We start from the raw sequence: 23,377 nt of genomic DNA on the forward strand, positions 1-23,377 counted from the left end.
AGGAGCGTATTCACCACTAACGTTCCAGAGAATAAATCTCCACAACATCCTCCAGCTCCCTGATCCCCTTGAACGAGGCATGCCGCAGCTTTCCATCGTCGGTCCAGGCGCGATATTCAACTTCTGCAATGAGCACCGGCTCGGTGAAGACAGCGCCTTTCCTCCTCAGCGGTACGGCCGCCGTTTTCGTCGCCATTCCCTCGAGCAGGTTGCGCAGTTCTCGCGAAAGCTCATGTGACCAGCCGGTACCACAGCCGCCGACATAGACGAGCTCGCCATCCTTTCGCGCTGCGAGCAGCAGCCGACCGAGATGACCAGGCACCGTCGAAGGCTCGAAGCCGACGATCACGAAGCTATCCCGGCGCTTGCAGGTGATCTTCTGCCACCATTCACCGCGGCCAGACCGATACGGCTTTTCGATGTGCTTGGCGATGATGCCTTCGAGACCGTGCGCGCAGGCGACGCGGAAGAATTCGTCGCCGTCGGCCTGGACTTCTTCCGATAGGCGGATTGCACCCTCGCGGCCGGCAACAAGAGGCTCCAGCAGCCGCCGGCGTTCGCCCAGAGGCAGCCGGCGAAGGTCGCGACCGTCGAGATAGGGCAGGTCGAAGGCATAGAAGACGATGGCGCCGGCTTCGACCGCCGACGGTAACCGGCCAAACGCCCGCTGGAGCATGCCGAAGTCCGACCGGCCCTTATCGTCGAGAACGACCGCCTCCCCGTCGAGGATGGCCGTTTTCACGGCCAAGCGCCGCGCGTCGTCAACGATCGTCGGAAAGCGCTCGGTCCAGTCATAGCCGCCGCGCGTGAGCACCCTCACCCGGCCGGGCTCGATGTGCACGGCGATCCGGTAACCGTCCCATTTTACCTCGTAGGCCCAGTCTGGCCCCTTCGGCGGCTTGTTGACGAGCGGTCACGAATTGGAGAATGGTTCAGCACCACAGGATGGAAAAGCCCGTCCTGCGAACGGAGAAGATTTACCCGGTCGGCAGAAGTGCCGGTCAAAACGCAATCGAACCCAGGGAAAGCCGCGCAGAACAAGCGTTTTGCCCCTTGAGTTCTTTCATTGGAGACCGTGATGTATGAGCACTGGTGCGAGCATCCCGGCTGCAAAAGGTGGGGCAGCCTCGGCTTTGCCTCAGGGAAAGAGGAGTCTCAGTGGTTCTGCGCAGAGCATCAGCCAGAGTGGAAGCTGAAGCATGCCTAGAGACGGAGCCTGGTGGCTTTCAGAGTTTCTGGCCTGGACAAAGATCCGGATCAAATGCGAGTGCGGGGTAAAGAGGCAATACGACGCACGACAGCTTTTCGATCGCATCGGTGACCGGAGCATGCCGGGGCTGCTCTCCGAATTCTCCAAGGCGCTCGGTTGCCCCAAGAGCGGCAACATCCAGCGCGATCGTTGCAGGCTCACATATGATATGCCATCGGGAGAGCCGCCCCTCTCTCGAAGGAGCCGGCTGGTGATGCGGCCCCAGCCGGTGCCCCTGAGGAGATTACTTTCGCGAACCTTCCCGAATGGTGCGACGTCCTGTGCCAAGTGCCGGAGCTGCGGCCGCATCGATCGACTAAATCGAAGCGCTCTGGCCGCGCGCTTCGGCAAAAGGCAGAGCATCCTTCAGTTGGTGCCGAGAATGCGATGTAAGAAGTGCGAGAACCGAGACGGCAACACGATCTTCATAGGAAAACCCCGGAAATGAAAGCCATCGCACCGGCGCTACTTCTTGCCCAGATACGCCATCACCTTCTCTCGGTTCGGCCCGGCTTCGCGGATCGCTTCCAGCGCCCTCTGCCGCGACACCTTCGCCGTTTTCATTAAATAGGCGACCTCGTGCTCCTGTTCGGAAACGAGCTCGCGGTCGCGGCCTTTCTTCTTTGGATTGTCTGCCATGCTTTCCTCCATCATCAAACATGAAGGATAGGAGGCGACCGGCTGACGACAAGGGCGGGAACCTCACGCAGGGTTAGGTGGTTGACGGCCCGAGGAGACAGATCATGGCCGACGCGCTCAAAATGAAACAGCTGATTTGGGATTGCCAGAAGGACATTGCGGCGTACTTGCCACCGGCGAGTGGCATTTCTGAGCACGAGCTGGTGAAGATGCTCATCGCCCGTCTGGACGGCCGCCAGGCGAAGGAAGCGTTGGGAGACGATTGGAAAGGATGGTGGCCGGATGAGCATGATGGCGGTGGAGACGACAGTCCCCTTCCCCAGCAGCCATTACCGGAGCCGGCGTGAAAAAGGGCATTATTCCGGAAAATTGCAGCCAACACGGTGTTTGAGAGGCGTTCCCATTTGAGGAAGGTTGTTTTCTCCCTCTGAATTTTGACTAGCGGACAATCGCACATGTCGGACAACTGCAGCGCTCCTAATCGCATCTGCCGGAGCGCTGCTTTTCTTGCTGCTAGGATCTGGTCAGATTATCCGTTGAATCCCAACAATGCCGTAGATCGCCATCAGGAGCATGACGAGAACCAGCAACAGGATAATTATCGTCGATACTCTCTTGGACATGCCAGTGAAATAAGGGAGTACGGCGTGCTTGGAATAGGACTGAAGTCTTACTCCAAGGAGTTGCTGTATTCCGCTTAATACAACGAACGAGCACAAACCCAAGCAGTGCCCCGCCCAGTTGGCATGCCGAGTGCCGAACATGGCTGACACAAATAGAGCTGCAGTGGGCAATGCTCGGGAATGCAACAGCGTCCTGAAGACTGATCTTTTGGGCCCCGAAATGCAGTGACCACTTGCCTGGCCGTTCCTCCCGCGACTCCATGTTCAGTACACGTTCATAGAAGCGGCGAGTGGCGCGAACGTCGTTGACGCAGAGCACTTTATGATCGAGCGCACAAACCTTCATGCCGTCACTTTACCTTTCCGAACATCGAAACGAAACTGTTACGGGACCGACTCTCCACTACTGCGATGGGCGAATGGCTGGGAGCGCCACCGGTGGTGTCGGCCCTTTCCTAGTCGTCGTCAACTCAACCGACCACGTCTGGGCGCCATGCCACACACACCTGAATGCGAACCTTTCCTCTATGACCATGTAGGCTGGGATAAGGGTGTACGCGGGATACAAACTCCCGCGTCTGGGTAATGCGACCAGGACGACCACTCTCGGGAAATTCTCGTCAAACAACCACAGCCCAGAGCAAAACTCAGGCGAGAGATGCAGTCAGTGGCTGCGGAGACTCACTCGCTCACGCAGGGTGGGGCCGTTCCCCGAGATACGAATTCGACCATATCGGCGCCAATGGGAGACCCGCAAAGGTGCGTCTCTTCGGCTGTTTCGGTCCGGCCGGACAGCCGTGCGTGTTTGCGAGAAACGGCCCGACGCGAGGGTACACGGGGAGGGAAGGCGAGATGTATCCTGTTGCACTTCCATGATGCTGCGGCGCGAACTTCGGTCTGGTCTGACCAGGAAACCTGAGCAAGCGCCGAATCCAGTCACATTTGAGGGAACCGTTTGCCGAACTGCGCGTTCACGGGAACCATATCTCGGGGGACATGCATTGGAATCGGTCACCATATTGCTCGCGGAGGACGAGACTCTCCTGCTGTTGGACTTCGAAGACGCCCTTAAAGAGGCCGGGTTCGTGGTTCTGGCGGTGACGAGCGGCAAGAAGGCAATCGAGCATTCGAAAGCCGCAGAACCCTCCATCGCTGGAATAGTGACGGACATCCGCTTCGCTGAATCCCCGAGCGGTTGGGATGTCGCCCGGATTGCAAGGGAGGTCGACCCGGAGATGGCGGTGGTCTACATCAGCGGGGACAGTGCTCCCGATTGGGCGTCTCAAGGCGTTCCTAAGAGCATCATGATTGAAAAACCTTTCGTCGTGTCACAATTAATCGTTGCAATTTCGCAGTTGCTAAATGACAGGACGGCGGGAGCTGCAGCTTTGGAATAATTTGGGGGCTACCCTCACGGGGGAGGCTCCCGCCTCTGTCCTCGTGTCTCTGTCTCCTTCGCGCCTACCATATGCGACCTGCTATTGTAGCGGCTGCGCTGTATCCGAAGACAATCTCCGCCGAAGCCAAGTGCCGTCATTGGAATCTTACGCCGGCGAAGGCGGCAGGTCCGAGGCCGTAAGCACTCCTGCGGCCGTCCCAACAATATCCTGCTGCGTGGCGGGCTTTACGATGACGACGGCGCCGTTGCTTTTCTTTCGCATGTCGTCGGGTAGCGTTTGGCCGCTATAGAAGAAGAATGGAATGCCCCGCTCGTTGAGGAGATCGATGACCCCCTCGGTGGTTGCCGTGCCCAGGCGAATGTCGAGCACCGCGAGCGCAAACGCTTCATTTTTCGCCGCCACCAATGCGGTCTCAAGGGTGGCGCAGGGTCCCACCACCTGAGCTCCACCATCGAGAAGTGCTGCCTCCAGGTCGAGAGCGATCCAAATCTCGTCCTCGACTACCAGAACTCTGACGCCCTCAAGAGGCCTGCCGTCGTCATTTTTCCGCGCCATCTGGCGGGATCTCCGGAAGCTCGATGTCGACCGTGCAGACGACGCCATCCGGTTGAAAATCGCGACGGACCGTAGATCCTGGCAAGCTCTTCTCGATCAGAACGCCGCCGAAACCCTGCTCGCTCGGCGGCTCGACCGGCGGGCCACCGCGTTCTTGCCAGATAACCCCAAGAGTTCGGCCGTTGTTCCCGAGTTTCCAACTGAGTTTGACTTGTCCGTTGTCGGTGGAAAACGCCCCATATTTGGCGGCGTTGGTCGCGAGCTCGTGGAGCACGAGACCGAACGGCGTAGCCAGGTCCGGCGGCAACATCACTGGTTCGCCCTCGATCAGCAGCCGGCGCCGATCACCGCCCGCATAGGCATCGAGCTGCCCGCGCGCGAGTGCGTCGAGCTCGGCGCCGCTCCATTCGGAGTCGACAAGCAGCTTGTGCGCGCTCGCAAGTGCTGCGAGGCGCCCTTCAAAGCGCTCGACGAAGTCCTCGCTCGATCGCGTTGTGCGGAGCGTCTGGCGTGCCAGCGACTGGACGACAGCGAGCGTGTTCTTTACGCGATGGCTGAGCTCGTTCAGCAAGAGCTGCCCGCGCCGCTCCCAGCGCTTGCGGTCGGTGATATCGCGGGTGCTTTCAAGCACAAGGCGGCGCTCGCCGATCGGCACGAGCTCGATTTGGCTTTCTACCGTCAGCACCCGCCCGTCCTTCGTGGTATGGTTCAGTTCGCCGCTCCAACGGCCTTTTTCTGCGAGCTTTCGCCGGAGCTTGTCGAAGGACGAGCCGGGAACGGCCGTCTTGAGCAGTTCTTCCTTGCGCCTTCCGAGCGCTTCCTCACGCGAATAGCCGTAGAGCTCCTCGCTGCCGCGGTTCCACTGCATTATGCCATCGTCGAAGTCCCATACGAACATGGGCGAGCGCGACAGCTCGACGAGCCGCATTTCCTGTTCAAGGCGCCGTCCGCTCTCCTTCGCCGCTTCTTCGGCATGGCGCCGCTCGCTGATGTCGACGAATGTGACGACGACGCCGTCGATCTTGTCTTCGATCGTGCGGTAGGGGCGCATTCTCACCAAGTACCAGCCGTCATTGCGGCCTTTCACCTCGTGTTCGATCGGCGTGAGCTGCTTCAGAACCGAGCGTGCGTCGTCAGCAAGTCCCGCATATTCGAGGTGATGCGTGAAATCGGTGATCGGCCGGCCTTCGTCGTTCGGCGTGACGTTGAAGATATCCGTCAACCGTGGTGTGAAACGCTTGATGCGCAGGGACGGATCAAGAAAAAGTGTCGCGATGTCGGTTGCCGCCATCAGGTTTTGAAGGTCGCTATGGGCGCGAGAAACGCTTTCCAGCTTCAGCTTCAACTCATTGTTGACCGTTTGCAGCTCCTCGTTGATCGACTGGAGTTCTTCCTTGCTCGTCTCCAGTTCCTCTGCCGTCGAACGGTATTCCTCGTTCATCGACTGCAATTCTTCGTTGGCGGCGCGCAGGTCCTCACTGGCCGCCTCGGACTCCTGTCTCGTCAGGCGAAGCCGGCTTTGCGCGAGCTGCAGTTCTTCCTGGAGCTGGCGAATAAGCTGGTCGATGGACGGACGACCGTCGAGCGTCTCGAGGACCACCTCCCCCGTCTTGTCGATGACCTCGCCTTCGATGAATAGCACCAGAGCGTGGCGCGTGCGTTCGTCCGCCTGAACGACAGGCTTTACCTGCAGGTAAACGCGATGCGGCTGCGCATCGAGCTCGGCAAGTATCGGCATGCTCAAGGTTGGTTCATTCCGCTCGAAGGCGCGATGCAGCGCCGCCCTCAGATCGAACCGGAACTCCTCGCGCACGAGGTCCGTCGCATCGGTCGTGACGGGACCGCCCGAGGGCCGGAGATACCGCCCGGCATTTTCGGAGAGGTGAATTGCGTGATGGCTTTCATCCACCAGCATGCTTGGGGGGGCAATCTTCTCAAGCATCTGACGGTGCACGGCCGCATCGCTGATGTGGCCCGCCGGCGCCGGTCGGATGATCGTCGATATCCTCTCCGTCTTGTGTGGGCCCAGCAATACCGGCGGCACCAGACGCCGATCACCGCCTGCTACGGCCCTGTAGATGCGCGCCTCGCGGTTCACAGTGCGGAAGAGGCCCGGATAGTCGGCGCTTTCAGACGATCCGAGCAAAAGGAAGCCGCCGGGTTTGAGCGCGTAGTGAAACGTACTGCACGCCTGTTGCTGCAGCTGGCGGTCGAGATAGATCAGCAGGTTCCGGCAGGAGATCATATCGAGGTGGGAGAAGGGCGGGTCCCTAAGCAGGCTGTGGCTTGCGAACAAAACGACGTCGCGCAACTCGCGACGAACGCGATAGTGATCGCCCTCGCGCTGGAAGAACCGGCGCAGCCGCTCCTCCGAGAGATCGCCTTCGATCGTCGATGGGTATCGCCCCTCGCGGGCCATGCTCAGTGCCTGAAGGTCGAGATCGGAGCCGAATACTTGAATTTCCGGCGAAAGGTCGCGGCGCGAGGACTCCTCGAGCAGAAGCATGGCGATCGTGTATGTTTCCTCGCCGGTGGCGCAGCCCGGAACCCAGACCCTGATGCTGTCGGCGGCTTCCTTGCCGTCGAACAGCTGCGGGATGACGTTCTCGGCCAGAGACTCGAACGCCGAAGGATCGCGAAAGAACGTGGTGACGGAAATCAGGAAGTCGCTGAAAAGAGCCTGCGCCTCCTCGGCATTCTCGCGCAGGTAGTCGAAATAGTCTGCGAGCCTCTCCTTCCTGGCGACCTGCGCTCGCCGGCCGATACGCCGCAGAATGGTCGCGCGCTTGTACTGGGAGAAATCATGTCCGGTTCGGGCGCGCACATGCGACAGAATCCGCCCGACCAGATCTTCGTCTCCAGCCTCATCGAGATGCGAAGACAGTCGGTCACGGCTGGCAATCAGGTCGGCCAGGCGCCGGGGAAGTTCGCGCACGGGCAGCACGAAATCCGCCATGTCCGTGGCAATCGCGTTGCGGGGCATGGAGGCATATTCCGCCTCGTCCGGATCCTGGACGAGCACGATCCCGCCCGCCTCCTTTATGGCCCTGACGCCAAGCGCCCCGTCCGCCCCGGCGCCGGTGAGTATGACCGCGAATTCGCTTCCATGTTCTTCCGCGAGCGACCGGAAAAACAGATCGATCGGCGCGCGGCTCGAACGCGGCTCCTCAAACGGAAGCGCGTCTATGATCCCGTCGGCGATCTTGAGCCGGCGGTTCGGCGCAATGACGTAAACGTGGTTTCGTTCAAGGCGCGCTTGGTCCTCGACCTGGATGACGGGCATAGGCGTCCGGGCCGCAAGAATGTTGGCAAGCTCGCTTCTGGCATGCGGATCGAGATGGACGATGACCACGAAGGCCGCGTCGGTGTCGTTGGGCAAAAGATCGAAGAAGGTCTGAAGAGCCTGGACGCCGCCCGCAGAAGCTCCGATTGCCACAATCGGAGGATCCAATTCTCGATCCATGCTTAACCTCCCGGAATCTCACAGGAACGCGCCGCCTGCGCGGCGGCTGCTGCGCCTGTGAGGAATATCGGCAATCTTCAAGGCCGGAGGTAGCCCATTCCACGTTCCCGGCACGTTCCTCTTATATCAGCGGACGTGTCGGCCATGATAGTATCGAGTGGGAAAATCTTCCCTTCCCCCCTAAGATTCCCACGCGATCGAACTTATCCGTGCCTCGAACGTTTTTGCCCGATGGAGCATACTATGAGCCGCCGGGACGTGATAGCCATAGGAGGTTCGCTTGGCGCGGTGGCAGCCCTGAAGCACTTGCTCGGCAAACTTCCGGGTGACTTCCCCGCCACCGTGTTCGTCGTCATACATGTGGGCGCACGCGGAAAGGATCTGCTCGCAGATATATTCGATGCGAACACCAGGATTCCCGTCACGACCGCTGTCGACGGAGAGCGGGTCGAACGCGGCCACGTCTATGTTGCGCCCGCAGATCACCATCTCCTCGTTATCGACGGCATCATCCGGCTTGGCCGCGGCCCCCGCGAGAACCTGGCTCGACCGGCGGTCGACCCGCTCTTTCGATCAGTCGGTTTGAATTACGGACCACGGGCAATCGCGGTCGTACTCACGGGGATGTTGAATGACGGGGCCGCCGGACTTTCCGATCTCAAGAGGTGCGGCGGGGTGACTGTCGTCCAGAACCCGAGCGACGCCGTTGCGCCTGACATGCCGATGGGCGCCCTGAGGGCAAGCGACGTCGATTACCGGGCTCCCCTCGACGGTCTCGCCGCACTCCTCGTCGAGCTCACCGGCGAGGAGGCCGGCACGCCGATTCTCATCGCGGCCGACATCAAGCTCGAGATCGATATCGCCCTCGGCCGGCAGATCGGTTCCGAGACGATGCGAACCATTGCGGACCCGGTCCCGATCTCGTGCCCGGCCTGCGGCGGCGTGCTGTCGCAGATCAAGAACTGGCCGCCGCTGCGGTTTCGTTGCCAAGTCGGGCATGCCTATACGTCCGAGGCTTTGGCTGCTGAGACGGAAGGCGCCGTCGACGAGGCTCTGAGAGTTGCCCTTCGGATCATCGAGGAGAGGGTAACTCTCAGCGAAAAAATGGCTGAAGATGCGCAGCGCAGCGGTTTCGCCGCCGCCGCTGCCGCAAACAGAAGGCGGGCCAATGAGGGACGGCAGCATGCGGAAACACTGCGCCGCGCGATCATCGGCAGCGCGCCGGACGCCACTGCCGGCAAAGGAGATTGAGCAAGCGCTCAATCAGATCGGCTGATACGACGATTCCCTTCGACACGCATCTCCTGCCGCGCGTGCATAGCAGCACCCGGCTCTCCCATCTTGCGAGTCGTTTCACCGGACATCGTGGAACCTTCGTGGGAGCCAGCTGGTTGGTCGCCAAGCTGGAGGTGCATCATGTCCGCACATTCGATTTCAAAGCACGTCGAAAGTTGGCCGCAAGAATCCCGTGAGGCTGCACAATTGGTCATTGAGCAGTATGGACCGGATGAAGTCACCGCGACGCAGCTCGTCTGGCATCGGCCAGGCCCCTGGAAGCGGATCGTCGCCACCAAGGTGTTTTACAATCACAATTTTCCGGCCCCGCACCACGACTCTGTTGAGTCGGTCATCGACTATCGCGTGCCGCCGGAAAGGTTTTCTGATCTTGCCGCGTTCGACGGTAGCGTGATCGTGGAACGGACAGCCGGCGAGGTATCTGCGCGGTGCCATGACGAACAGGCAAATTTCCTGGCGCTTAATCTGATGCACGATATCGTCACCGGCGCCAGGAGCGTCGAGGAGGCCCGCGCCTACTACGCCAAGGAATTCGGTGACTATCGCCGAAAGAGACCAACTCCCTATATGGAGAAGCTGCGCTTCGCTCCTGGCACCGATAGCACCGCCGATCCCGATGTGCGTGTCTAGTCGGACGAGGACCTGAAACAGGCAAAGCTTGAAGGCGAAAAGGCAGGCTAGACCGTTTGCCCGCTGCAAGCTTATCGGTTTCGAGCGGCTGCAAAACGCTTGGGAGGTGACGAGGCCGATGAACTGTGCACGAGCATCGGCGTCACACTATTAATGGAGCGATCTGATGGCTAAGAAGGATTTGAGCGGCAAAATCGTCGTGATTACGGGTGCCTCTAGTGGCTTCGGGAAGGGCGCCGCCCGTCGGTTCGCCAAGGAAGGCTGTTCACTGGTCCTTGCCGCACGCCGCAAAAATCTTTTGGAAGAGCTTGCGCAGGAGTGTCGTTCGCTTGGCGTTCGGGCTCTCGCGCTTGAGACAGATGTCAGCGACCCCGTTGCGGTTGCAAATTTGGCGTCCGCTGCGCTTGCCGAGCTCGGCCAGATCGACGTTTGGGTCAACAACGCCGGCGTCGGTGCCATCGGCCGTTTTGAGGATATTCCGCTTGAAGAGCAGGCCAAAGTCATCGAGACGAACTTATTAGGCACCCTCTACGGCAGCTTTCATGCACATCGGCAGTTTCAGACGCAGGGTTCAGGTATCTTAATCAATATCGCTTCCGAGCTCGGCAGGGAAAGCGTGCCCTACTACGCAGCCTATACGGCGTCAAAACACGGCGTAATCGGGTTGTCCGACGCGTTGCGCCAAGAGGTGAAGCAAGCAGGTCTTGAGAACATTCATATATGCGCGATCATGCCGACGGCACACGACACACCCTTCTTCGATCATGTGGCGAACTATAGCGGGCACCAGGTTAAACCGCCAACGCCTCTGCATGATCCGGAAAACGTCGCCGAAGCCATTGTGGCCGCAGCACGCGATCCCAGCGATGAGGACATCGTCGGATGGGATGGGACTATCAAGATAGCTATGAAGCGCTTTCTTCCGAGCGCGGCCGATGCGCTAATGGCCCGGACAATGCACAAGACCCAGATGGACGCCCCACCCGCACCGAACTCTCCCGGCGCGGTGAGCAGCCCGATTGAGGAGGGAACCGAAGTCGATGTTGGACGCCGCACGCGGCGGTAGCTCGGACCACAACCAATTGCCATCCGCGATGCGTCGATGCGAATACCTCAGATATTATTCGCATTCATGTGCCTCGAGAACTGCAGTATCGAGAACACGCGTCCGATGTCGATCGACCGATATGTCTGCGGTCTGCTGGCAACGCCGTCGGTGCCAATCTTGTCAGACGTCCCTAGCATCTTCGGCTAGACTTTTGCGTCAAGTCATGTGAGCTGATGTGAGACAGCGGTTGTATCGCCTCCACTACATCAAAAGCTCGAAAGCGTGCCTGATTGCGCTACTGCGGCTCATCAGGCCGGCACACCGCTCGCAGGGCCTTTAGCGCCTCCTCCGCGGAGCGGCAAAGAAGATTGAGTTTGACGGGTCTCCGAAGCGCGATCTGAATGTGGTGCGGGCCGAACACTCGGATCAGCCCATGACCGGGAAAGCGGCCGTTACCGGCCACTCGATTGTTCCACCGCGTGATCCTGTTGGGCGGGTGCCTGTAGGCATGCGACGCGCCGAGTATTCGCGAGCATTCATCGTAACGTCCGCCTGTCGCCGGTCATCTGCGAGACCTCGCTGCAACGGCGTTCGCCTCTGCATGGGCCAGAATTATTGAGATCGGCGGTGCCGGCGAGGCCGGAATTGAGCTGAGCGGAATGTTGGCATCCGCGGGCGTTGTTCGAACAGGGCGGCTTCGGCAAACGAGTTTCAATGTTTCTTGTAGAATCGCGACCGTCATTTTCTCGCCTGGGCAGCCATGGCTGGTTGCTGCCGGGTCCACTTCATGCGCAACGTTCTCGCCCACGCCGGCAAGAGCGGCTGTTGCAGCCGGTTTTAATCACCTCCTCGACGAAGGCAGGGATATCGCTCGCCTTCATCAGCTTTTGCTTGGTACTCTGCGCCTGTAGGCCACTCCGTTGGGGCGCAGCCCCGCCAGCGTTGTCGTTTCGTCGACAACTACGCAAGGCCCACCCACTAAACTCGCTTACGTGCGAAACCGTTGCATCCTTGAAACGAAGGAGTCTCGGGAACGATTCTCGCGTGTGAGGATTGAACGCTCAGTTCAGAACATGGAGGCATGTCTTGGATCGGCGTGCCAAGAACGCGCGGCCGCAAGCCGGCAAACAAGCGGCCTCTCCCCGTCGTCTGGCCAATATGGGCGCGAAGAAGGCCACCTTCCCCGTCTTCATTGAGCCTTGTCATCCAACACTGAAGAAGCGACCGCCCGACGGTCCGGAGTGGTTGCATGAAATCAAGTTTGATGGATACCGAGCACAACTCCACATCCGCGGGCGCAAGGTCACGATCTACACTCGAACGGGACTTGATTGGACGAAGGAATTCAAGTCAATCGCGACCGCCGCGGAGGCACTCGCAGACCACGAGCTGGTGATGGACGGCGAAGCTACCGTCTTCGGCAAGACCGGCCTTCCGGACTTTCAAGCGCTTCGGCGCGAGCTCGCGAAACCCTCATCGCCGCACCTGACGTTCCAGGCGTTCGACCTGCTCTATTTGGACGGATACGACCTCAGACGCGTGCCCCTGGTCGAGCGCAAGCGCGCGCTACGCGAGCTCATAGGCGACCGCGCCGCCACCCTCGCCTATGTCGACCATCTCGACGTCCATGAAGGAGACGAGGTCTACGAGCACGCCTGCATGATGGGCTTGGAAGGAATCGTGTCCAAGCGCAAAGACGCGCCCTACCGATCGGGACGGCAGGAAATCTGGACGAAGGCGAAGTGCACGAAGCGCGCGGCGTTTCCTATCATCGCCTTCGTCGAAAAGCTTGGTGCGCAACCTCGCCGGATCGCCTCGCTCTATCTCGGGCGTTGGGAGGGCGACCGCCTCGTCTATGCCGGCAAGGCTCAAACGGGCTACACGCTTGCCGCCGCACGAAAAGTGCGCGAGCGGCTCAATCCGCTGATCATCGGCAAGAGCGCCCTCTCCCACGAAATCAACAAGCCAAAGGCGACCTGGGTCGAACCGCAGGTCTGCGCTGAGGTCGACTACGGGGGTGTGACCGATGACGGCCTATTGCGCGAGCCCGTCTTCAAGGGCCTGCAGGAATCGAGAGCTCCAAAAAAGGCGCCAGGGGCCGCGTCGGCGACTAGCCGCGTTCCCCGCGAAAACATATTGCAGTTGTTGCCGGATGCGGTTGTCCCTTCGAAGGAAGACCTCACAGCCTATTGGACGCGCGTGGCAGATCGCGCCCTTCATTTCCTCGGCGGCCGTCCGCTGAAGCTCGTGCGGCACGTCCATGGCACCACCTTTTACCACAAGGGGCCGCTGCCGCCGATACCGCCGGAGGTCCATCAGCTCCGGATTGAGAAACGCGAGGGCGGCGAAGGTGTGCGGTTATGGGTCAATGATTTGGCGGGGTTGTTGGGCCTTGTCGAAATCGGTGCGGTGGAACTGCATCCCTGGGCGGCGACGGTCGACGATATCGAACACGCCGACACGCTGATTTTCGACCTGGATCCCGGCGAAGGCATCGAGTGGGAGTTCGTCGTCGAGACCGCGTTGCGCCTACGGGAGCTTCTTCAGGCGGAGGGCCTCCAGACCTGGCCGAAGCTTACCGGCGGCAAGGGCGTTCATCTGATGGCCCCTCTCGAGGAGAAAATGGCCCACAATGCGGTGCATGCCTGTGCGAAGCGCCTGGCGCAGCAGTTCGCCAGCAGCGATCCCGACCGCTACGTCACGTCGGCACAGCTTTCGCACCGGCCGGGCAAACTTTTCCTCGATTACCTCAGGAATGGCCGCGGCACCACCGCAGTCGGCACCTATTCGCCCAGAGCTCGTCCGGGCTTTCCCGTCGCGACACCTGTGACGTGGAAAGAAATCGAACGCGCGATAAAACCGGATACATTCACAATGAGCCGTCCGCCAAGACGACGTCGCGCGATGTGAACTTCGATCCGGAAATCCTTGGATTAAAGTCTGTTAGGTTGAAGCATATCCTGCATGCCTGAGATAGGCGGCGCATTCGTGCGGGCCGAAAGGCTTTGAGGACTTCGCCGCCACGCCGCCATGTCGCGTCGACGCTGCGCTCGTCGGATTTGCGCAGCAGGGTCTTGAGTTTGGCGAACATCATCTCGATTGGATTGAGATCGGGACTGTAAGGCGGAGGAAGAACAGATGGGCGCCGAGATCGCGGATGGCGTTGGGCGCCGGCTTGCCCTTGTGACTGCCGAGATTTTCGAGAATGACGATATCGCCGGGATTAAGGGTTTACTTGTGCCGACTCAGCAGCCTCGATTCAGTTCGGGAGCCCAGATTTCCAGTTTCACTCCATGCAAATGACGCTTCGATGCATGCTGCCCTGAAGCAGTTTCTAGCGGAATTGGCATATGCCGGATGATGCAACGCTTCACGACAGGCTTTGACCGCCCGTGCGTGCTGCACTCCGTGGTTCGGCCATTCATTCTCCAGGAAATCAAGGATGTCGTACGGCCCGCAGAACTGGCGTTTCATGCCGTTTTGCAGCGTCACCCACAGTGAGGTACGCCAAGATACTTCTCTCATTTTCGGACCTCCTCGAAGGCCGTATTGAGAACCCCGGTGCCTGCAGTTCGTTCCCAACGCTACAATGATTCTCGGCTCTTGGTCACCGTACGCCAACGGCGTACAATTTCAGTAGAGCAGGTTCACCCGACGACCGCGAACTTGGTTCGCCCATTCGCTTGCGGGAGAGGAGGCCGATATGCCGCTTCCCTTCAATCGGATGAAGTCAATCTGTTGTCTCAGTTCCTCCAGGAGGAACTCGACCGCCAGCACCTCACCCGCGAGGGTGTTGCGGCGGAGGAACTGGCAGCAAAAATCTTCAGTCTCTACCAGGCGCGCGTTAGAGACGTGGAAGACCTGCGCCAACTGATCAGCGTCTCGTGACAGCCAGCCGTGGCCGCTTCCGCAAGTACCTGTAAGGCTGGGGGACACCCTGGGCCTACCGCGGCGAATTCCGTCCTTCATCTTCAAGCTCTTTTTTGCCTGATGCCAGTGGCGCTCATGGCCGCCTTCAGGTCGGCCCTCGCGCTCCCAGATTTCGTAGGCGCGGCTTCGAATTCGATCTTCGTCATCATCGATGGTTTGATTCGGTGACCCCGTCCCGCTCTGATCGCGCTCCAGTTCGCGTTCAATCGTCTCCCTCGAGCCTTCAACCGGATCTTCGTTCCGCTTTTTGCTGTTTGCCATCATTTCCTCCCGCTAGGTCTCTAATGCAAGTAGAATTGGCCGGAACACATTACGCGCATTGTCTACGTCGCGCATAGATCAAAGCGGTTCTCCGCGCTCAAGCTGAGCGTTTTACCGCGGGGGGCTCACAGGGGCTCCGAGGATGCGGCGACGCGATGGGCGGTTTCCTGGGCAATCGGCCGTTCGTCCACTGCACAGCAAACTTCCGCCCTCCGCCCAATGCGACGCGATTTAACCGGAACGATCATCCCAAAGCTGCCGCTCGCGACAAGAGCGGGCAGGCCTCTCATGAAAGACAGACCGAGTCGACAGCACGTCAGGATCGGACAGCTTGTTCGAGGACAATCATCAGGCGTCGCATGCCGAAAGACGCGCCGGCGATCAACGCGGACTTTGAAGTCTCATCCCGGATGGTCGATCGCACGACGCTTCCCAAAAAGGCGAACCCTTTCCTCAGGATCGGGTGAGGGACTGCTCGTGGCCGAATGACTGCTTCGTCGGAAATCCAGCTTTCCATGTTGCCAGCCTTGGATGACTGATCACCCCCCGCTCAAAACGATCGGCGCTTGTCCACTCCCCACGGCAGCAAGTCGACGGCGATGTCCCACGCCTTGAACGACTCGAACCGGCGGCTTGGCTTGGTCATCCGACGAGTGCTACCTGGAAAAAACGGCAGCTACCGCGTTGCGGCACCGGTGAGATTGGCATGGATGTTACGCGCCAATTCGAGGTGCTGCAAAACGCCAGGCAGGATCTCTGCGGCAAATCTCTGCAACTCGGCGTCCTCTCCGGAGGCGATTTCCCATTGCAGCAGATGCGAGGTCTTCTGGTGGTCGACAATCTGGGCCTTGATATAGGCGATGTCGAACGCCTCGCCACTGAGCGACTGCAGCCTTTCCTTGACCGCGGCGTGCTCGGCATCGAGCTTGTCGGGCAATGGCATTCTCGCCGCCTCGGCGAGCTGCTTGAGTTTATCGTTCGCCGCGCCGTGATCCGTGACCATACGGTTGGCGAAGTCCTTCACCGCCTGAGCCTCGCTCTTGCCGGCGGCAAGCTTGCCGAGGTCGACCTCCGCCATTCCACCAGCTGCGGCCAAGCGGGCAAACAGTCTGTCCTGGTTGTTCGTCTGGTGGGGTGCCGGAACACCGGGCTCCGACATTCTTGTATCCGCGCCCAGTCCCGCCGGATTGCCGATCTGAGCGGAGGCGGGAACGGTCAGAAGAGCGGCAAGGACGCCCAAACCTGCATAGCGGAACATCGTCTCCTCCATTGCTCGGCTGGCAATTTCGGGAAAGCACACCGATCTTCCGCCCTCGAAATTGCGCCAGTTCAAAAACCTAAAGCGTCAGCAAGTAAGCCAAGAGCGCGTCTTTTTCCTGCTGGGTGAGTTTGACGCCAAGCACGAGATTGAAGAACTCCACGGTATCAGCGAGTGTGATGAGGCGGCCGTCGTGAAGATAGGGTGGTGTGTCTTTGATGCCGCGTAGGGTGAAGGTCTTGATCGGTCCGTCCGGCAGCGCAACGAAGTCATTGGCGGTTTTGCCGATATCGTAAAATCGCTCCAGCTTCAGGTCATGCATGTTATTGTCCATGAAGGATGTCTGCGGAACGTGGCAGTCGGAGCATCGGCCCTTGCCAAGAAAGACCTTCTCGCCTTCGAGCTCGAGATCGGTCGCACGCGCCGGGTCGAGCCGGCCGAACAAGTCCAGCTTGGGCGCCGGCGGAAAATCGATGATGTTCTGCATCTGCGCCATCATCGCGACCTGGTTCGTCCTGTCGGGGAGATTGGCGCCCTTACGCGTTGCGCTGACGTGGTCGCCGTTGAAATAGGCGGTGCGCTGTTCGAATTCGGTGAAGTCCTCCACCGATCGCAACGAACGCTTGGAGCCGTGGATCTGCTGGTTGAACATTCCGCGCAGGCTGGTCGTGTCCAAACGGAATCGGGACGCCTGCGGCCGCACGTCAGGCGTCAGGTGGAAGGCGCCGTTCGTGTTGAAGTTGGAATGACAATCGAGACAGGCCACGCCGAGACTTTGCCCTGCGACCTTCCTGTCCTCGGTCTGGTTGAATTCCTCCTGGGGGAAGGGCGTGAGCAGCAGCCTCAACCCCTCCATCTGGACCGGAGTGATGATCCCGTTCAAAATTTCATAGTGGTTCTTGATGGTCAGCAACTGGCCTCGCGAAACGTCGCCTAACTCGGGATGCGTCGTCAGAAAAATAGGCGGAGGAAATTCCGGCATCAGGTGATCCGGAAAATCGAAATCCGCATCGAAGCGACGGAGGTCGCGTGCTTCCTGTCTGTCGATCTCCTCGATCTGCCGATCCGGAAAAACCTGCCCGCCCGTTGCTTGTTTGACATGTGGCAAGGGCATGAAGCCTTCCGGCAACAGCGCCTTCTCACGGATTTCCCCAGGCGTCATCGACGCAAGTTCGTCCCAGCTCACGCCGTCGGGCAATTTCACCCTGACGCCGGCCTGCACCGGTCTGGTGCCGCCCGACATCATCACACCCTCCATGGGGCGGTCTGCGAGGTCGTAGCGCCGGTTAAGCAGATCGGCCTGGCGTCGCATGACGGCGGGCTTCTGCGCCTCATCTATCTCCTTCACCTGTGAAAACGGGAGCGTGGGAAGCGGCCGGTAGGTAAGATCCGGCGGGAGTGGGTCCGAGAAAGCATCCAGACTGAACAGCAAGACCGCCAGCGACACCGCTCCGAATGCCGGCAACATCAGTTGTTTCCGCATTGCGCTCTCCTCCCCGGTGGACGATGCTTGGAACGATGAAGTGCGCCGAACGATTGAGCGGGAGAAAAGTTCCAATCTCAAGTCGCGCGCTGGGGCAGCGTTAAAGTCGAAGTTGAATGCGACGGAGAGCGACCGGCCTATTGCACAAAGCTTTTCCCGCGACTGAACCTGGAAACTATCAAGGAAAGGACGTCGTCCGGAATGCCTGCCTCGCGGCCCATCGCTGCAAGGTCCTGCGTCGGCTTGACGCTGAAGTTGAACCCGTTTTGCCTCAGGTAGTCGGCATAGCCTTCGCAGCAGGCATTGGGACTTCAGCGCTCGCTGCGCCACACCACGCCAGATGCTCGACTCGTCTTAGCCGCCGCTGAGCCTCTGCGCGTGCTCCAGATGCCCCTGAACGACTGGCGCCGTCTTCGCCGCATGCGCCTTCAAAGGTGCGCTATCGCCGCCCTGGGCATAACTCTGCAGCAGCTTCAGCGCCTCCTGGTGGGCTGCGAGCTGAGCCTGCACATAGGCCGCATCAAACTGCTCACCCTGCGCATTCTTGAGCTTCTCCAACTCTGCCACGTGCTTCTCAACCATTTGCGTCGGAACCGTAATCTTGGCCTCTCCTGCGGCGGCCTTCAGTTCCTGGCTGGCCTTGGTGTGATCGGCAACCATCATCTCGGCGAATTGGCGCACACCGTCCTGTTTACTGTTTTGCATCGCGAGTTGGCTCGATTGAATTTCGAACATGTCGGAGCTCGCGGCCATGGTCACGAACTCCTCGGATGAGATTTGCTGCGCGTAGACATATGGCGCACCGGCAAGGAAGGCTGCAGCAACGGCTATCTTGATCATTCGCATGGGGATTCTCCGGTTTTGGCGCAGGGCGGAAAGCGCTCTAACCGCACAGCCGGAGAGGTGTTCCACAACATTCATCGCGCGAAGGGCGCACGTCAATCAAATCGTGGCCGTGCCATGGGAGGTAAAGTCCACAAGAAAGCAGAGTACGCCAAAATCGGCGCAACCACTCATTGCGGGCGTCGCTTGCGTCTGGCGCTAAGCGAGGAAGGCACCAGACTGGCTGGTCCGACACCGCGATACGCCGTCTCCACATCCGGGGGTCCAGAACCTGCCAGAGAGTGTGGCTTCGGCACACCAGATCGCTGCGAATCTGGACGGTCCGGCACGCTCTTTCCATACAGGGCCACACCACAAGAGCAGCAGCGCCGCGCCGAGCGGCAGCGACATAACCAAGATTAGCAGGAGACCTTCCATTTTGCGGTCCTCCAATGCTTCCTTACCTTCCTTTACAATGTAGCCACTCGTGGAAAGTTCCGCGACGCCCCTGACCGGGAGTGCAATAGCGAACCTGGCGTCTCTCAATACTGCCGTGTGGTGGCAGGAATCCCCGGCAACTCGAACGTACAGCCGGCGTGCACGTCGCTGCACGCCAAGGACGCCTCGGCGCATGCGGTCGTGAATGAGGCTCTTGCGACCTCGGCGCTTATTAATCCGGACAGTGCGGCACGACAGTCGCGTACCGCACGATGGTACCGCTTCCCATGACACGGCCACTCGTACTCCAGGAAATCAAGAGCGTCGTAAGGGCCAGTGAACCGACGAGCCATGCCGTTTTGCAGGGTGACCGATAGAGGTACGTGCCAAAGAATCTCCTTCATTGGAACCTCCTGTGGTATTCCTTGCGATAACCGGCAAGGCTTTTCCGAGTTCCAAATTCCAGCCCTATTTCTTTGCACACATTCTACTTTGCAGAAGATTTTAAAGCCGCACGTAACATCGGCCGCGGCTAACCCGCTACTAGCCTCTAGTGAATCGACTGAAAAACGATCTTTCCGGCCTTGACGACGAAACTGTCCGCGCCCTCGACGGCATCGAAGCGCTGACTTGTCGCCCTCCATATCAACAATGCGTAGGGGCCGCTCACCTGCTTTGCCACAATCTCGAACTTGGCACCGGGGAGCTGTTCTCCCAGCCGAGCAGCCGATGCACGGATTGCCTCATGCCCGCTCATGTTTGAGTTCAGCGTTAAAAGCACAACGTCTTCTGAGTAGTTTTCGACGAGATCCCGTTCCAGATCGCGGTCGATTCGCAGGTTCAGATGGCTGTCGAAAACTTCACTGGTGGATCGCGGCACGGAAGCTCTCCCTCGTGGTGGCGGAAATAGCGTGAACAACCCCGAGGAACTTTGGTTCCGGTTTTCCGCGCCCATGGCGTGAAGTGGAAGCGCCCATCGCAACCGGGAGCACCAAGAAGGGCGGCTATCATGCCGGGTGCGAGATCGAGATCGGACGTCGAAATTACCCGTCGGCGGTCGTTGCGTCAGGTTGCGGCTCGCCAAGAAAGCTGCAAATCTGCTCGGAAACGCTTATACTGAGCACTTCATCGACTTTGATGTGACCCGCTTGCGACCGGAGACGGATTCTCCGACGCCACGTCTGGAGTTGCGCCATGGAACGCCGCAGTTACGAATCCGCAGCAATCAGTCCTGACGACGTCGAGATGCTGGGTAGTCTCTTCGACCAGATCTTGGATGAATATCAGATCCCAAGAGAGGGAGAAGAAGCTGAGGAGCTCGCCGCCAGGCTGATCGAAATCTATCAAACGGGTGTGCGCGATATGCAGATGCTGAAACACCTCGCTATGAGGGCTGCCCGACAGCCATTCGCGTAACCGATGAGATTGGCTTCAACAACCCTCCGAAAGTCGGCAGCCGGTAACTCTTCGAAACGGCCGAATAAAAGCAGCGCAGGACAGTTTACCCACACGTCGATCCGTCCGAATTCGCCGACCGCCTTTTGGCCGAGTTCTTCGACGGCCACCACATCGCTCATGTCCAGGGCGTGTGTGATGACCGTTGCACCATGTGCGTGGAACTCATTCGCCGCCGCTTCCAAAGCAGCCAGGTCTCTGGAAGTCAGGATGAGGCGGACGCCCTTGCGAGCGAATTCGAGGGCGATGGCCCTACCGACGCCACTGGATCCACCCGTGACGACAACAACCGAGTCCTTGGACAGTGGAAAGCGCATCCTACAGGCGCTTGGCGAGCAGCGCACGAGCAGCGCCGCCGCAAAGTCTGGCAATCTTCGGCCGGGAAGGGTCACGATTTGCCATCGCATCGTCCAAGCTCGCGCGTCCGTTCATTGAAACGCCATGCTAAACAGCAATGTTCCTTCTCGGCGGTTCGCCAGTATCTGCCTCACGCCACGGACCTTTTTCGCCGGCTCTCGTACCTGCGGAACCAATCGCATCGTCCATTGTTCGGCCTCATTCCAAATCAGCGGGACAGGAGGCAGGCAAATGGCCCAGCAGATACCGCTCGATCCCAATGGACGGGCCGAAAATCCGGAGAATGACGCAGCGCGCGACGACAGCACGCACGAGATCTGCCCCGATCTCGCCTATCGCCGGCTGGCAATTGTCAATGTCATCTTTTTTGGAACGCCAGGTGCCGGTGACCGCGAATGGGTGCTGATTGATGCCGGGGTGATGGGCACAACCGGTTTGATCACCGGAGCTGCCGAGGAACGTTTCGGACCGAACGCGCGGCCCGCCGCCATCATCATGACGCATGGCCACTTCGATCACGTCGGCGCTCTCGAAGAGCTTGCGAACCGGTGGGATGCTCCCGTATACGCGCACGCGCTCGAACGGCCCTATCTCGACGGCAGCGCCTCCTATCCGCCACCGGACCCCTCTGTCGCTGGCGGGCTGATGTCGTTGCTTTCGCCGCTCTTTCCGCGCGGCCCCGTGGATGTGAGCCGTTGGCTTCAGACTCTCCCCGAAGACGGCAGCGTGCCAGGACTGCCGAGCTGGCGCTGGGTTCACACGCCTGGACATACTCCCGGTCATGTATCGCTCTGGCGAGAGGCCGACCGCACGATCATCGCAGGTGACGCCTTCATAACGACCCGGCAGGAGTCCGCCTACGCCGTTACCGTTCAGCAACCGGAGATGCACGGGCCGCCAATGTACTACACTACGCACTGGGAGAACGCCCGCACCTCGGTCGAACTGCTCGCCGGGCTAGAGCCCGAGCGGGTCATCACCGGCCACGGCCCTGCCATGCAGGGGGCGGGAATGCGCGACGCACTGCATGCGCTCGCCCGGAACTTCGATCGCCTTGCCGTGCCCGATGACGGCGAATATGTCGACAGACCCGCCGAGGAAAGGAAGGGTGGCGAGTATAGCTAGATCGCTTCGTTGTTTCATTGAAACGACGAGGGATCTTATCCGCTATGAAATCGCCGCGTTTGCGGGCCGCAATAAGTGGCGGTACGGTTATCTGGTTCAAAGCTGCAAAGTGCGCGGCAGAGACAATCGCCGCCTTCGCCCGCGCACGGCTTGAAATCTTCCTGGCCGCCCTTCGAAAGGACGACTCCTCACCGTGATTTGGAGTCTCCGCGCTTTCGCTTTCCTTCGTTTGCCGTCTTTGAACTGACTTGCTGCCGCGGTACCGGGCGGTCCCCGTCCTTGCCGGCTCCGTCTCGACCACTCCTTGCCAATTCACGCTCGATCGTTTCCCTCGACCCCTCGGCCGGGTCTTCATTATGTTGCGTGCTATCAACCATGCTTCTTCTCCCATTTCTGTTCAACCGTCGCCAAGATCACGGCTAAGATGCTGCACTCTGCGGACTCCACTGCGCGTATGACCAAGCAACTTCCATGTTGTTAATCAAAGCCGAAGCGCCATAACCGCGATGAATATAGTGCGGTTTTCGATCACGCCTTTTCGTCAATGTTTCGCGGTTACCTCCTGCCGGTCACGCTCAAGAAACCTTCGCGTGATGGCAGGGACGTGTTCGTCAAGCCAACGCGCCATTTCCTGTTCCTGCTGCAGGATCGTTTCACAGACGCGTTTTGTCTCCTGATCACCAGCGTGCTCAGCGGCGGCAATCAGGATCCTGTAGCTTGCGATTTCCATCTGTTCGAAGGTATAGCTGGCAAGCGAGCCTTTGACGACCTCGTCGTCGACGAACAGACCACTCATGCCTTGGCCGAAGGCAACCATCTTGGCAGTGATGTCCTTGACACTTGAAGTACCCCCGCCGACCCGTTCCAAGCACCGTTCGAGCATCGCGGCCTGATCTCGCGTTTCTTGCAGGTGCCTATCGATCCGCTCTTTGAGCTCCGGATAGTTTTCCAGTCGCTGAGATTGACTGGTTAACATGGTTATGGCCTGTTCTTCCATGGCATGCGCGTCCCTTAGCCATGCATGTAGATGTTCTCTCGGGTCCGACATTGCATGTTCCTTTCCTAACTGTTTCGCGTAGAACCTGAAGATCTCTCGGAAGTTCCGTTCAACTCGCAGCGCCGGCTTCCGCCGGGGACTGAACTTTTGGACCGCAATGAAGCAGGCGTGTGCCTGCCAGAACGGCTCAGCCCATCCTGCCCCAGGATACTCCGGTGTCCCATTCGAAACCCTGCAGAGCATACCTTCCAGTGACCTGGGGACGCTGGCCAATAGGCGGCACGGCGGCCGACGCTCAAAACGGCTCGGAACTGCGGGGCGTGAGTCGGTTGCGGGATCATTTCGCCG

Annotated in this window: 22 protein-coding genes and 2 pseudogenes; 9 read left to right on the top strand and 15 right to left on the bottom strand. The window is 59.7% G+C overall.

Features of this window, described 5'->3' with window-relative positions; all coding sequences use genetic code 11:
* Nucleotides 1–16: 16 nt before the first annotated feature.
* A pseudogene (ligD, locus tag M1D34_RS30745) lies at nt 17–910 on the bottom strand (non-homologous end-joining DNA ligase); the annotation flags it as partial.
* 168 nt (nt 911–1,078) lie between these two features.
* Here ligD (M1D34_RS30745) and M1D34_RS30750 point away from each other — a divergent pair.
* The gene (locus M1D34_RS30750) at nt 1,079–1,207 is read left to right on the top strand and encodes a hypothetical protein (protein WP_498785093.1); all 129 of its coding nucleotides are present in this window, start codon (nt 1,079–1,081) and stop codon (nt 1,205–1,207) included.
* A 507-nt stretch (nt 1,208–1,714) separates the two neighbouring features.
* Here the strand turns inward: M1D34_RS30750 and M1D34_RS30755 are convergent.
* On the bottom strand, nt 1,715–1,888 hold the full coding sequence (locus M1D34_RS30755; RefSeq protein WP_088203163.1) for a DUF3606 domain-containing protein: 174 nt from the start codon (nt 1,886–1,888) through the stop codon (nt 1,715–1,717).
* Nucleotides 1,889–1,992: 104 nt separating this feature from the next.
* Here M1D34_RS30755 and M1D34_RS30760 point away from each other — a divergent pair, with 104 nt between their 5' ends.
* Nucleotides 1,993–2,235: a hypothetical protein gene (locus tag M1D34_RS30760; RefSeq protein ID WP_498785095.1), complete on the top strand. Its 243-nt coding sequence runs from the start codon at nt 1,993–1,995 to the stop codon at nt 2,233–2,235.
* A gap of 166 nt (nt 2,236–2,401) precedes the next feature.
* On the opposite strand, the gene M1D34_RS30765 is transcribed toward M1D34_RS30760, so the two are convergent.
* A complete protein-coding gene (locus M1D34_RS30765; protein ID WP_498785097.1) occupies nt 2,402–2,857 on the bottom strand; it encodes a VOC family protein in 456 nt (151 codons plus the stop codon).
* Between the two features lie 655 nt (nt 2,858–3,512).
* Between M1D34_RS30765 and M1D34_RS30770 the strand changes: the two genes are divergently transcribed.
* Nucleotides 3,513–3,908 carry a response regulator gene (locus M1D34_RS30770; protein WP_498785099.1) on the top strand — a complete coding sequence of 132 codons (396 nt, stop codon included), beginning with the start codon at nt 3,513–3,515 and terminating at the stop codon, nt 3,906–3,908.
* A 147-nt stretch (nt 3,909–4,055) separates the two neighbouring features.
* Here M1D34_RS30770 and M1D34_RS30775 read toward each other — a convergent pair whose 3' ends face one another.
* Together M1D34_RS30775 and M1D34_RS30780 are read right to left on the bottom strand one after the other, a co-directional pair.
* Nucleotides 4,056–4,466, bottom strand: a complete 411-nt coding sequence (locus M1D34_RS30775; RefSeq protein WP_498785101.1) for a response regulator — start codon at nt 4,464–4,466, stop codon at nt 4,056–4,058.
* On the bottom strand, nt 4,450–7,929 hold the full coding sequence (locus tag M1D34_RS30780) for a chemotaxis protein CheB (protein ID WP_498785103.1): 3,480 nt from the start codon (nt 7,927–7,929) through the stop codon (nt 4,450–4,452). Before M1D34_RS30780 ends, M1D34_RS30775 begins: the two co-directional genes overlap by 17 nt.
* Nucleotides 7,930–8,172: 243 nt before the next feature.
* On the opposite strand from M1D34_RS30780, the gene M1D34_RS30785 reads away from it, so the two are divergent.
* From M1D34_RS30785 to ligD (M1D34_RS30800), 4 genes are all read left to right on the top strand, one after another.
* Nucleotides 8,173–9,180, top strand: a complete 1,008-nt coding sequence (locus tag M1D34_RS30785) for a chemotaxis protein CheB (protein WP_498785104.1) — start codon at nt 8,173–8,175, stop codon at nt 9,178–9,180.
* Between the two features lie 165 nt (nt 9,181–9,345).
* Nucleotides 9,346–9,855 (top strand): hypothetical protein, encoded by a 510-nt coding sequence (locus tag M1D34_RS30790; protein WP_498785106.1) that lies wholly within the window; start codon nt 9,346–9,348, stop codon nt 9,853–9,855.
* Nucleotides 9,856–10,021: 166 nt separating this feature from the next.
* Nucleotides 10,022–10,921 (top strand): SDR family oxidoreductase, encoded by a 900-nt coding sequence (locus M1D34_RS30795; RefSeq protein WP_498785108.1) that lies wholly within the window; start codon nt 10,022–10,024, stop codon nt 10,919–10,921.
* Between the two features lie 1,140 nt (nt 10,922–12,061).
* Nucleotides 12,062–13,813 carry a DNA ligase D gene (gene ligD, locus M1D34_RS30800; RefSeq protein ID WP_498786212.1) on the top strand — a complete coding sequence of 584 codons (1,752 nt, stop codon included), beginning with the start codon at nt 12,062–12,064 and terminating at the stop codon, nt 13,811–13,813.
* Nucleotides 13,814–13,846: 33 nt separating this feature from the next.
* Here the strand turns inward: ligD (M1D34_RS30800) and M1D34_RS30805 are convergent.
* The 8 genes and pseudogenes from M1D34_RS30805 to M1D34_RS30840 form a co-directional block, all read right to left on the bottom strand.
* A pseudogene (locus M1D34_RS30805) lies at nt 13,847–14,134 on the bottom strand (transposase); the annotation flags it as partial.
* Nucleotides 14,135–14,428, bottom strand: a complete 294-nt coding sequence (locus M1D34_RS30810; RefSeq protein WP_498785110.1) for a DUF982 domain-containing protein — start codon at nt 14,426–14,428, stop codon at nt 14,135–14,137. It lies immediately after the preceding pseudogene.
* A gap of 108 nt (nt 14,429–14,536) precedes the next feature.
* The gene (locus tag M1D34_RS30815; RefSeq protein WP_498785112.1) at nt 14,537–15,094 is read right to left on the bottom strand and encodes a DUF2934 domain-containing protein; all 558 of its coding nucleotides are present in this window, start codon (nt 15,092–15,094) and stop codon (nt 14,537–14,539) included.
* 676 nt (nt 15,095–15,770) lie between these two features.
* Nucleotides 15,771–16,352 (bottom strand): DUF4142 domain-containing protein, encoded by a 582-nt coding sequence (locus tag M1D34_RS30820; RefSeq protein WP_498785114.1) that lies wholly within the window; start codon nt 16,350–16,352, stop codon nt 15,771–15,773.
* Nucleotides 16,353–16,431: 79 nt separating this feature from the next.
* Nucleotides 16,432–17,820 carry a cytochrome B6 gene (locus M1D34_RS30825; protein ID WP_498786213.1) on the bottom strand — a complete coding sequence of 463 codons (1,389 nt, stop codon included), beginning with the start codon at nt 17,818–17,820 and terminating at the stop codon, nt 16,432–16,434.
* Between the two features lie 369 nt (nt 17,821–18,189).
* Nucleotides 18,190–18,681: a DUF4142 domain-containing protein gene (locus M1D34_RS30830; RefSeq protein WP_498785116.1), complete on the bottom strand. Its 492-nt coding sequence runs from the start codon at nt 18,679–18,681 to the stop codon at nt 18,190–18,192.
* 518 nt (nt 18,682–19,199) lie between these two features.
* Nucleotides 19,200–19,739, bottom strand: a complete 540-nt coding sequence (locus tag M1D34_RS30835) for a DUF982 domain-containing protein (protein WP_498785118.1) — start codon at nt 19,737–19,739, stop codon at nt 19,200–19,202.
* Nucleotides 19,646–19,975 carry a nuclear transport factor 2 family protein gene (locus tag M1D34_RS30840; RefSeq protein WP_498785120.1) on the bottom strand — a complete coding sequence of 110 codons (330 nt, stop codon included), beginning with the start codon at nt 19,973–19,975 and terminating at the stop codon, nt 19,646–19,648. The genes M1D34_RS30835 and M1D34_RS30840 overlap by 94 nt, the downstream gene beginning before the upstream one ends.
* Before the next feature lie 314 nt (nt 19,976–20,289).
* Between M1D34_RS30840 and M1D34_RS30845 the strand changes: the two genes are divergently transcribed.
* Entirely contained in the window at nt 20,290–20,511 is a 222-nt protein-coding gene (locus M1D34_RS30845; RefSeq protein WP_498785122.1) for a hypothetical protein, read from the top strand.
* On the opposite strand, the gene M1D34_RS30850 is transcribed toward M1D34_RS30845, so the two are convergent.
* Nucleotides 20,439–20,957, bottom strand: a complete 519-nt coding sequence (locus M1D34_RS30850) for an SDR family NAD(P)-dependent oxidoreductase (RefSeq protein WP_498785124.1) — start codon at nt 20,955–20,957, stop codon at nt 20,439–20,441. The two genes, M1D34_RS30845 and M1D34_RS30850, sit on opposite strands and share 73 nt — an antisense overlap.
* Before the next feature lie 181 nt (nt 20,958–21,138).
* Between M1D34_RS30850 and M1D34_RS30855 the strand changes: the two genes are divergently transcribed.
* Nucleotides 21,139–22,032: an MBL fold metallo-hydrolase gene (locus M1D34_RS30855; RefSeq protein WP_498785126.1), complete on the top strand. Its 894-nt coding sequence runs from the start codon at nt 21,139–21,141 to the stop codon at nt 22,030–22,032.
* Nucleotides 22,033–22,573: 541 nt separating this feature from the next.
* Here the strand turns inward: M1D34_RS30855 and M1D34_RS30860 are convergent.
* Nucleotides 22,574–23,080 carry a ferritin-like domain-containing protein gene (locus M1D34_RS30860; protein ID WP_127509593.1) on the bottom strand — a complete coding sequence of 169 codons (507 nt, stop codon included), beginning with the start codon at nt 23,078–23,080 and terminating at the stop codon, nt 22,574–22,576.
* Between the last annotated feature and the right edge of the window lie 297 nt (nt 23,081–23,377).

The organism is Ensifer sp. D2-11, from assembly GCF_054161295.1.